The following is an 11,087-nucleotide window of genomic DNA, read 5'->3' on the forward strand; positions in this document are numbered from 1 at the left end:
AAAGACTCGTTCACGAGTATCAAAGACTCGTTCACGAGTATCAAAGACTCGTTCACGAGTATCAAAGACTCGTTCACGAGTATCAAAGACTCGTTCACGAGTATCAAAGACTCGTTGGCGAGTATCAAAGACTCGTCGGCGAGTATTAAAGACTCGTTCACGAGTATCAAAGACTCGTCGGCGAGTATTAAAGACTCATCCCCAATGCCCAGTACAACTCTTGGAGAGGCTGCGCCCTAAGCGTAGCTATGCCGTAGGCTTTACGGCAACTCTTAGAGACGCTCTTGCGTTCGCTCAGTACAAGTGCCCAATATTACTTTTCCCAAAACCTGAAATTGAAACTACTTCCAGGAGTGCGACGGTAACGGCGGGCAGTTCTTCTTGTTTGCCGTTTGTTTATCCTCTCGTTTGTTGGTTCAACTTCGCCCTCTTCTGACTCTTCAACTTGCAACTGAGTTCTAGTTTCTTCCTTACTTCCCCACCAAGCAGTAATCCAGCCTCCAGCTAAAGCGCCTAATCCACCTAGCAAGATACTCATAGGTGCTGGATACCCTAAATATACGAAGCCAAGCATGAAAAATAACCAATATTTCAGTCCTGTATCAACGCCATCAGAAGAGGCTACAGTTGCAGGCTGGGCGCTATTACTAGTTAAATTTGTGATCCAGCTGAGGATGAAACCCCCCATGATTCCTAAGAAGATGCTCAGGGCTGGTGCAGAGCCGGTCATTATTAATATAAATGTTAAAAATGCCCCAAATAACAGTTGAGAAAAGAAGCTGGGAGAAATACTGAAAAAGTCGTTCTTTTTGTCTGCCATAGGGTAAAAAAACCTATTGGGGAATTACTAATTTTAATTGTGCCTGTTGTGGTTGAGTTGTATCCCAAATCTTTACGTAGGATTGTTCTTCTTCAGTGAAGGGTTCAGCTTGTTTGAGTTGTGAGTCTAATAAATCGGCGGTGGCATCAGCGATATCACCAGTGCGGTTATTCAGACGTTCTTTTAGAACTTCAAGGGGTGCTGTGCATTGGATAATCTGAAGGGGAAGTTGGTGCTTCGTAGCTTGAGCGATCGCTTCTTGCCGTAACTGCTGTCGATCATACTTGGCATCCAAAATCACTGAAAAACCTTGTTGAGCCAGGATAATTCCCAATGACAACAGCCGTGTGTAGGTTTTTTCAGTCATCTCAGGTGTATACAAATCATCGCCACCCTTTTCCCACAGGGAAATTCCCCCTAAATGTTTCCGCACCGCATCAGAACGAAGGTGAATCGCTCCTAGTTGACGGGCTAAATACCTTGCTGTGGTACTTTTACCAGAACCCGACAACCCCGACATCAAAATTAGTTGTCCCAGCTTTGGTTTAGTGTAATCCCAAGCCTGTTTGTAATAGTCAGCGGCGGTTTTTGTCGCTTCTTCCTTTACTGTCGCAGGTACACTCGGATCGTCTAGCAAAAATGAAGTTACCTTTGCTCGAACATAAGCCTGACGACTCAAATACAAGGGCAGTACCTGTAAACCTTCCCAGTCTCCAGTTTGCTCTATGTAGGAATTCAAAAAAGCATTACCTAAATCTTGACACTGCCGTGCTTCCAAATCCATCACCGTGAATGCCACATCGTACATGACATCAGCAAACCGAAACGGCTCGTTAAACTCAATGCAATCGAACAGCAAGATTTTATCGTGCCACAGCGCAATATTTCTCAGGTGTAAATCCCCATGACATTCACGAATATAATTGTTGTGAATTCTGCTAGCAAATAATTCTGGACGTTCTGCAAAAAATTTATCTGTATATTGCTTTGTTTCTGTAAACTGCGCCTGAGTCTGGGGGCCATCAATATACTTCTCAGTTTGCTGATAATTCTCATCAAATGCAGCCCGGACTTTTGGCACTTCACCAAAACTGCGAATATAATCATTCGTCTGTGCTTGGGCATGGTATTGAGCCACCACCTGTCCCAACTCTTCTAGGTGTGTCTCATTTAACTTACCCTGTTCAAAAAGTGTACTTAATAGCGACTCTTCAGGAAACTGACGCATCTTCAGCACGTATTCTACAGGCTCGTCAGTTCCTCCTAAATGGTATTGCTCTCCTACCTGAGTTATGGGCAAAACTTCTAAATACAGTTCACCAGCACCCCGTTGATTTAACCGCAACTCTTCGTGACAAAAATGCTGCCGCTTATCTAAGGTAGAAAAGTCCAAAAAGCCAAAATTCACAGGTTTTTTCAGCTTATAGGCGTAATCTCCAGTCAGCAGCACATAAGAAATGTGGGTTTGAATTAGTTGAATGGGTTCTGTTACCGCATGGGGATAAAATCCCGGCTGCAACATTTGCTGAATTAAAGCTGGAAGAGTCGCTTCTGTCATCTCTTTCCTTTGTGAGTTCAAAAACAAAAAAACCAGGAGTTTCCCCCTGGCTATCATCAAAAATTATTATACACTTTACGTAGCTTCAGAGGCTGGTTCACCCTCTAACTCAGCCTCATCCTCAGCAGCAGCACTGATTTGTGGCTGCGAAACGCTAACTACAACTCGCTCCGTATCACCAAGAACTGTGACACCTTGAGGCAAGACTAGCTCCTGAATACGTAAGCTATCTCCGATTTGCAGGTTAGAGACATCAATTTCAATTATTTCAGGGATGTTTTCTGGCGCACAGCTGACTTGCAATTCAGTGATAACAGTGTCTAAAAAACCACCTTCTTGTTTAACACCAACAGCATTTCCCAGAAAACGCAACGGTACTTCTACAGTGGTGTCGCCGTGACCGGCAACCGCAAAAAAGCTGAGGTGGTAAGGCGTACCTTTTGCGGGATGAATCTGAAGTTCCCGCAGCAAGGTTTTACCGCGCCAAGGTGCATCAGTAATGTTTAACTCAATCAAGGTGTTGTTGACTGAAGCTCTTTTGAGCAAGCGCTCAACAGTTTTGGCATCAATGGTCAGAGAAATTGACTCTGTACCCTTGTGACCGTACAAATTGGCAGGTATCAGTCCAGAACGACGCAAAGCTCTGGGCTTACTGCCTTCTGGGCGTTTTTGAGATTCGACTGTAATAGCCATAGAAGTTGTTAGTTGTTAATTAGAGTTAGGAGACGCGATTAATCGCGTTTGTACAGGAGTTTGGAGTAGAGACGCGATTAATCGCGTCTGTACAGGATGTTAGGAGTTAGGAGTTTTGATTTAATTATTCACTTTTAACTGTTAACTCTTCACTCTTAACTAAGCACTTAGCAAGATAGCAGGTGTGCCGTCGGCCTGCAATAAAGCACGTTTGGGCCCGTGGATGGGGTCTTCTACGATTATGGTTTGATCACGGCTAGCTCCTAGTGAGACGATCGCGATCGGGACTCCCATCAATTCAGCGAGGAATTTTAGATAGTCCAGTGCTTGCTGTGGCAAGTCTTCTAGGGTGCGGCAGTGAGTTGTTGACACTTGCCATCCTGGTAAGGTTTTGTAGATGGGGCGACATTTGGCAAATTTACGGGAACTGGTGGGGAAGTGTTCGGTGCGATCGCCATCTATGTCATAAGCTACACAAACTTGAATTTCCTTTAATTCATCGAGGACATCCAGTTTGGTGAGCGCCATACAATCCATGCCGTTAATCCGCACGGCATAGCGACCGATGACGGCATCAAACCAGCCACAGCGCCGTTTACGTCCAGTGGTTGTGCCAAATTCGGCACCGCGATCGCACAATAATTCTCCCAACTCTCCATCCAATTCGGTGGGAAATGGCCCCTCTCCCACTCGTGTCGTATAGGCTTTCGACACCCCAATTACTCGGTCAATCATTGTCGGCCCTACACCTGTACCAACGCAAGCCCCCCCGGCCACAGGATTAGAGGAGGTGACATAGGGATAAGTTCCATGATCTAAATCCAGAAGCGTGCCTTGTGCGCCCTCAAACAAAATATTGCGCCGTCGCTGAATCGCATGGTATATTTTTAACGATGTATCAATAACGTAAGGTCGCAAACGTTCTGCATAACCCAGATACTGTTTAATCACCTCTTGTGCATCTAGAGGCGGCAAATTGTAAAGCTTTTCTAAAATGACGTTTTTATAATTAATCGTCCACTCCAACTGCTCACGTAGCCCATCGGGATCCATCAAATCTAAAACTCGAATGCCTGTACGTTCAGATTTGTCAGCATAAGTCGGCCCAATGCCCCGACCTGTTGTGCCGATCTTATGGCTTCCACGTCGTTCTTCCGATGCCTGATCAATCAACCGATGATAAGGCATGGTTACGTGTGCTGTCTCAGATATCAGCAGGTGGTCAGTGGAAATATTTAATTCTTTTAGTTGGTCGATTTCTGTGATCAAAATCTGTGGATCGATGACTGTTCCACAGCCGATAATGCAATCGGTATTTGGATACAAAATACCAGAGGGAATCAAGTGTAGTTTAAAGGTCTGACCTTTTACCACAATCGTGTGTCCAGCATTGACACCCCCTTGGTAACGTACTACAACATCTGCCGAACGGCTGAGTAAGTCAGTTATTTTACCTTTTCCTTCATCGCCCCATTGGGCACCTATGACAATGACGTTAGCCAAGAGCTTATATTAAGAAGTAAAGTTTCCACAAACTATAATTATTAACATATTTCTTGAATCATGTCAAGCTTATTCCAGAATAACTTTGCTGTTTTCAATATATAGCGCTTCTCGCTTGGGTGCAGTACAGTTTTGACCTCTCTCCTAAAAGGAGAGAGGCTTTGAATCTTACTCCCCTTCCCTTATAGGGAAGGGGTTGGGGGTTAGGTCTGTACCGCACTCAACTGAGAACCGCTATAGTTAAAAGCGCGGTTACAAACCACACGCCAGTCGCTCATGGGGAGCCACTGCGGTGGACGGGTTAAGAGGCATAAACGAGGCAGTGCGCCTTTGCGGTTTTCCGACTTGTCCCTTGCCTGATTTTTCACCGGAAGTCATAAAGCTCCGAAAAAGCGTGGCTTTTTCCACAGCTTAATTATCAATAGTACTAAGTTAATGATAACTAATAACGGAAAAATCAGGGTTTGGGAAACTCTCAAAATGATCTTTTCCACATTCCGTGAAAAGTCAGGCCCCTTGCGCGTACCGAACAGCGCGAGAAATTTCCTCCCATCGCTCCTAATTTTGTTTTAGAGCTAATCCCCATCTGATAGTTTGAGCGAGACACAAGCCAAGATGGGCGAATATACGGATGCAAAAGTGCGACTTGGTTGGCTAATTTTTCAAAAAATACCTCAAAATTTATACATAATGACAACTAAAAGAAGTATTAAAGTCTCTCACCAGCTTGTCTGGAGAAGATATATTACCTGGTTTTGGATTTACGGATAATGTGGGGTTAATTATAATTCCAAACAAGAGACGTAGCATTGCAACTACAAATGCTATGCATAGGCAAATTCTCTGAACCAAACTTCATTAAGTATACTAATGTTAAAAATGAATTTATATTAAAAACTAACGGATTTATTTGTGATTATTATGTATAAATTATCATCCCGATCAATCCAGATATTTACAACTATAACAGATTGTATTTTGTTACCCGTGATATCAAAATTCTTGAAATCTTCTCAGTATTTGTTTTTAATCTTGAATCTTAACTGATGGAGGTAATCTGCGGCTCAAAGGGCGATCGCATGATCAAAAAATGGTATAGAGTTCAAAAGCTGAAAGCAATATTTATCCTGGCATTGGCAATTGTATTGACTAATGCTGTAGTCTCCTATAGCAACACTGTTAAGCTGATTCACAATCAGCAATGGGTGACATCCTCCTATGAAGTGATTACCCAACTTGAAAGTATCCAATCTCTACTCAAAGATACTGAAACCGCACAACGTAATTACCTAATTACAGCAGATGCAGATGATCTACAAACTTATCTTGCAGCTTATCAACAAACTAATAGCAATATTCAGATTCTCAGCAATTTAACTGCTGATAACCATCAAAAGCAGCAGTGGATTTCTTTGCTGGAACCAAAAATTACTAATAGGCTCAACATTCTGCAACAAGAAATTTACCTTAGACAAAACCAGGGATTAGAAGCAGTTCGGCAGCAAATATTATCTGATAAAGATAAACAAATCGGCAAAAGAATCCAACAGCTGATTCATGACTCTTTAAAGGCGGAGCAAAATTTATTACAGCAGCGAATGCAGCAGTTACAAGCAAGTTCCCAAAAGGCAATAGTTACATTTTTTATCGCTGCTATTGTGGATTTGGTGCTGGTGACGCTGCTGTATGACTTGTTGTGGTGTTATATCAGGCAACTTCAGCAGACGGAACTGACTCTACGCCAAAGCGAAAATCGTTTACGAGCGATGATAGATGCAGAACCAGAATGCATCAAGTTAATTGCCAGGGATGGCACCCTTTTAGAAATTAATGCCTATGGGCTGGCAATGATGGAAGTGGAAAGTGCTGATGTCTTGATTGGTAAACCAATCGATGCCGTAATTGTACCAGAGTATAGAGCAGCCTTTGCCGACTTGCATAAAAGTATCTGCCAAGGTAACAAGGGGACTTTGGAGTTTGAAATCGTTGGATTTAAAGGCACCCACCGCTACATAGAAACCTATGCTGTACCATTGCGTAACGAATCTGATGGTACATTTATCTATTTGGCACTGACGCGAGATATAACCCAGCAAAAACAGGCAGAACAGAAAATCCGTGAACAAGCTGCGTTGCTGGATGTATCAACTGACGCGATTCTGGTGCGAAATATCCACAACGAAATATTATTTTGGAATAAAGGTGCTGAACGTCTGTACGGCTGGAAAACTGAGGAAGTTGTGGGTAAAGATGTTTTGCAACTTTTGGATAAAGAGATTTCACCACAGGTAGAAGATGCTTACTTAAGGGTGATGAATACGGGTGAGTGGCGGGGTGAGTTGCATCAACTGACAAGGGAAGGTAAAGTAATTATCGTTGAAAGTCGGTGGACACTAATCCGAGATGATAATGGACAACCCAAATCCATCTTGAGTGTGAACACCCAAATTACCGAGCAGAAACAACTGGAAGCTCAACTTCTGCGATCGCAACGTTTGGAGAGTATCGGCACTTTAGCTAGTGGTATCATCCATGACCTTAACAATATACTATCCCCAATTTTAATGTCAGTTCAACTTTTGCAGAAGAAATTGCCTGATTCGCAGAGTCAGCAAATACTGCAAACTTTAGAAAATAATGTTAAACGTGGCGCTAATTTGCTCAAGCAAGTGTTATCTTTTGCACGGGGCATCGAAGGTAAACAGACAATTGTCCAAATTCAGCCATTGATGGCAGAAATTGAGCAAATTATCGCTCAAATATTCCCTAAATCCATCATTTTTCAAACAGATATCCCCAAAAATCTCTGGTACGTCTGTGGAGACACAACTCAACTACATCAGGTGCTGATTAATTTAGTAATCAACGCCCGCGACGCTATGCCCAATGGCGGCATCTTGAGGATTGCGGCGGAAAATGTAGTAATTGGTGAACATTCTACCCAGATAAATATTGATGCTAAAGTGGGTTCTTATATTGCGATCGTAGTAACAGATACTGGTATGGGGATGTCCTCGTCAGTCCAGAAACAGATTTTTGAACCATTCTTCACTACTAAAGAGGTAGGCAAAGGTACAGGTTTAGGACTTTCCACGGCGTTAGGTATCATTAAGAATCATGGTGGTTTTGTCAATGTTTATAGTCAGATGAGTAGAGGGACTCAATTTACAGTATACTTACCTGCCTCAACATCTAGAGACACACATTCGCTGTCTCAAGAACTGGAATCAGTTATAGGAGATGGCTAATTGATTTTGCTGGTGAAAGGATCACAGATTACAATAAATCCTGTCAACCAAAACTTTCTGCCCACGTTGGAAATGAGAACAGTCTAACTTAGTCCTTAACCGGAAGTTCAACAAGTCATAGCGAGGTGAACCATCTGGATGACTTGCCCTTGGTGGGATATCGAGCGCTTCGATTGGACAACCGCCAATTGTGGAATCTGGAGTTACCCTAAAACTGAAGTCCGGTAATTCAAGGCGCTTCACTACAATGTTCCGCAAATGACGAGAATGGTGAATAACAAGCTCCACCTCAACTTCGATAGCAGTTAGAAACTCCATGAGTTTGGGGAAGTAAGTATTGAAAAGGTTGAATAGTTCTGGATGATTCTTGAAAAAAGTAACTTTTTGAATATTAAAAACCTGCCAATTCGCTAGAGTTTGGTAGTTTTTTTAGGTTAATAAAAATAAAAAATATCAGTTAGCTCGGACTTACGCGCTGTATAAATTAATCATGGTATGCATTTACCATGTATAGGTCGTTTCAGGCTTTAATTAATCATTCTTTAATAGTAAATAGACCCGCACTGTAGGGGCACAGCAATGCTGTGCCCCTACGACAGATGTGGTTTTTCAAATCATTCATATTTAGTCTTTCGTGTCAATGCGTAAGTCCTATTAATATGATATACCGTTATCACCATTCTCTTGTCTGGACTATATGTAGACTCGACTCTTGGGTATTCGTTATGAATCCACCATACTTTTATTCTGTTAGACTATGCAGGTGCGCTACCTGAGATTAAATACCCTTATTTTTCAGCTTAAATTATTTCAACTAAATTAACTTTGTTTTAGCTAACTGCAAGTGAGTTTAAAAGTGAGAAAAATTAAACTACTGGGTTTAATATTAATTAGTTTGGCAATGGTGTTGTGGTTTAATTTGCGTTCCTCAACACCGTCAATACCAACTGTTGCATCTTCACCGCCAAAAACTATCCGCTACTTCGAGCGCATTTTGCCCCAAAGCATCGCTCATATCCTGTTAATTCCAGCTAATAGCAGATTTTTGGTAACTCCTGCATTATCACAGAAGGTAGCCACAGTAGAGGAATTTGCCCACAAGCATCGAGCCGTAGCTATCTTGAACGCAGGCTTTTTTGACCCAGCCAACCAAAAATCTACATCCTATATTGTCATAGAAGGGAAGTTAGTAGCTAACCCCAAGGAAAACGAGCGGCTGGTGAATAATCCCAACTTAAAACCTTACCTGAGTCAAATTTTCAATCGCACAGAATTCCGCCGCTATTTATGTGGACAAACTATCAGTTATTCGATTGCCCTACACAGTGAGTCACCACCAGTAGGTTGTCAGTTAGTTGATGCTATAGGCGCAGGCCCACGCCTGTTACCAGAACTCACCTTAATAAAAGAGGGCTTTGTGGATAATGCCAATAAACGAGATGCACTTGGCAGTAACCAACCTAACGCCAGAACTGCCGTGGGTATCACCCGTGATGGCAGCGTTGTTTTAGTTATGGTGGCTCAAAAACCCTCGCTTCCTGCGAACTCTGGGGTGTCCTTGCCAGCATTAGCTGATTTGATGAAAACCCTTGGTGCTGATAAAGCGATGAATCTGGATGGAGGGAGTTCGTCTTCGTTTTATTACAATGGCAAAACCTTTTACGGGAAAGTTGATTTAGAGGGAAATCCTATTAAGCGTCCCGTGAAGTCAGTTTTGCTGGTTCAGGAAAACTAGTAACCTAAGTTGTGGATTATAAAATTCTGGATGCTTCGTAACCGTTGATTTAGATAAATGCAGATAAGGGGCATCATGCAGAAATTCAAGCACGGTGATAAAGCTACTTGAAGAGAAAAAATCAACAGAGGAAAAAAATAGCCTTTTTGATGAATCAAAAAACAGAATTATTTCGTCATTTAAACTATCAATTCCCTACCTATTTCTACTGGAGGATGATTTATGTCATCACAACTACTGCGATTTATATCTTTAGGCAGTCTTGGCTTATCTTTGTGTCTGGGCAATTCGGCAGCAATGGCACAATATGATTCTACTGGTGAAGGTGTAGTAGTACCAACAGTACCATCAGGCGGCACATCAGCACCAGTACCAATAGACACATCGACAGGCATACCACCTTCACCCTCATCTGACGGTACAACTCGGTTTACCTGTCAGACTTACAATGGTCAGTATACTGTCATGTATCAGCCACAAAGTCAATCTGGACAATTCTTTCCTTGGGCGGCACCTGCGGCTTTGGGCGGTGGTTGGGATGCACAAAGGCGTTGTACAGCAATTGCCAGTCGTTTAGAACTTTATCGCCCAGATGGCTTACAAGAACTCCAGACAGCTGTAGAAAATAACGAAAATATTGTCTGCGTCACAACTGAAGCTAACCCAACCTGTAGAATTGTGTTGACAGTACCGCCTGGGAAAGACCCCTATGTTATCCGCAATAGCGTTTTCCAGAACTTGACTACTGCTGACAGTGGACAGCAGACTATAGCTGTTAACACTTATGGCGATCGCAGTAGTGGAGGCAACGAATTATATAATTTAGGACGCACACTTCTAGGCAGTGGTAATAATCGGGTTAGTTCATCTAGAAGTGGGATTAATTTGAAACCTTTCCTCGATCGCAAAGATGGCGGTACCGGAAACAATTTGCGGAGTGGAGTAGCAATTCGTCGTCAGTCTCAGCCTAACGGTGCTCGTCTAAATCCTCAAAATTTCCGCTAATATCTAACCGAAATACTAAAATACAGATTTAAATTAAGGTGGGCTGTTACGCACCTTAATTTAAATCCCATCAAAAACCGCTGATTAATATCATGTCCGCTAAATTACTTCTAATCTGCCTGTGATTGCGAGTGTCACGCTGAGAATAATTGCTGTGGGAAAGCGTCCCCAAACCTGCAATTATTTTTTGTCTTAACCTTTTGCTAGCTGTTTCTTAATCTAACTGGGATAGTTTGAGGGTGCGCAATTAAGAACTAATACTAAAAAGTTATGTAGCTGTCTTCTGATAAGCTCTAAGAATAGTGGTTTGGAAGACGTATTTTATCTTGTTCATATTAATATTGCGTTCACCGTACCCCTGCTCTTAAGTAAGCTACGCGTAGGGGACGCACTACAGGGTGTTGGCATAGCCATCGCTCTAACTGCAAAGATGCACTTTACAGTTAACGGTCTTTTACTGGCAATAAAAATGACATTTACACTCCAACTTCTTCACGTTTCGGATTTTGAATGTGGCATTGACAC

Annotated in this window: 9 protein-coding genes and 1 pseudogene; 4 read left to right on the forward strand and 6 right to left on the reverse strand. The window is 42.4% G+C overall.

Translation table 11 applies throughout. From position 1 onward, the window contains the following. Window positions 1-313 precede the first annotated feature (313 nt). From V7K35_RS22395 to V7K35_RS22415, 5 genes are all read right to left on the reverse strand, one after another. Window positions 314-820 carry a hypothetical protein gene (locus tag V7K35_RS22395; protein WP_334795252.1) on the reverse strand — a complete coding sequence of 169 codons (507 nt, stop codon included), beginning with the start codon at window positions 818-820 and terminating at the stop codon, window positions 314-316. Between the two features lie 13 nt (window positions 821-833). Further along, on the reverse strand, window positions 834-2,378 hold the full coding sequence (locus tag V7K35_RS22400) for a bifunctional aminoglycoside phosphotransferase/ATP-binding protein (RefSeq protein WP_335081733.1): 1,545 nt from the start codon (window positions 2,376-2,378) through the stop codon (window positions 834-836). Between the two features lie 75 nt (window positions 2,379-2,453). After that, complete coding sequence (locus V7K35_RS22405; RefSeq protein ID WP_335081735.1) at window positions 2,454-3,071, reverse strand: 50S ribosomal protein L25/general stress protein Ctc; 618 nt, start codon at window positions 3,069-3,071, stop codon at window positions 2,454-2,456. Between the two features lie 159 nt (window positions 3,072-3,230). Further along, a complete protein-coding gene (locus V7K35_RS22410; RefSeq protein WP_335081737.1) occupies window positions 3,231-4,574 on the reverse strand; it encodes an adenylosuccinate synthase in 1,344 nt (447 codons plus the stop codon). Window positions 4,575-4,826: 252 nt separating this feature from the next. Next, window positions 4,827-4,952: a hypothetical protein gene (locus V7K35_RS22415; RefSeq protein WP_335081739.1), complete on the reverse strand. Its 126-nt coding sequence runs from the start codon at window positions 4,950-4,952 to the stop codon at window positions 4,827-4,829. A 149-nt stretch (window positions 4,953-5,101) separates the two neighbouring features. Between V7K35_RS22415 and V7K35_RS22420 the strand changes: the two are divergent. Further along, a pseudogene (locus V7K35_RS22420) lies at window positions 5,102-5,331 on the forward strand (Uma2 family endonuclease); the annotation flags it as partial. Window positions 5,332-5,620: 289 nt separating this feature from the next. Continuing rightward, a complete protein-coding gene (locus V7K35_RS22425) occupies window positions 5,621-7,822 on the forward strand; it encodes a PAS domain S-box protein (protein ID WP_335081741.1) in 2,202 nt (733 codons plus the stop codon). A gap of 21 nt (window positions 7,823-7,843) precedes the next feature. Here V7K35_RS22425 and V7K35_RS22430 read toward each other — a convergent pair whose 3' ends face one another. Continuing rightward, window positions 7,844-8,140 (reverse strand): hypothetical protein, encoded by a 297-nt coding sequence (locus V7K35_RS22430; protein WP_335081743.1) that lies wholly within the window; start codon window positions 8,138-8,140, stop codon window positions 7,844-7,846. A 538-nt stretch (window positions 8,141-8,678) separates the two neighbouring features. Here V7K35_RS22430 and V7K35_RS22435 point away from each other — a divergent pair. Together V7K35_RS22435 and V7K35_RS22440 are read left to right on the forward strand one after the other, a co-directional pair. Then, the gene (locus tag V7K35_RS22435) at window positions 8,679-9,557 is read left to right on the forward strand and encodes a phosphodiester glycosidase family protein (protein WP_335081745.1); all 879 of its coding nucleotides are present in this window, start codon (window positions 8,679-8,681) and stop codon (window positions 9,555-9,557) included. Between the two features lie 222 nt (window positions 9,558-9,779). Next, window positions 9,780-10,562 (forward strand): COP23 domain-containing protein, encoded by a 783-nt coding sequence (locus tag V7K35_RS22440; RefSeq protein WP_335081747.1) that lies wholly within the window; start codon window positions 9,780-9,782, stop codon window positions 10,560-10,562. Window positions 10,563-11,087: the final 525 nt, after the last annotated feature.

The organism is Nostoc sp., from assembly GCF_036917275.1.
Taxonomy (GTDB): domain Bacteria; phylum Cyanobacteriota; class Cyanobacteriia; order Cyanobacteriales; family Nostocaceae; genus Nostoc.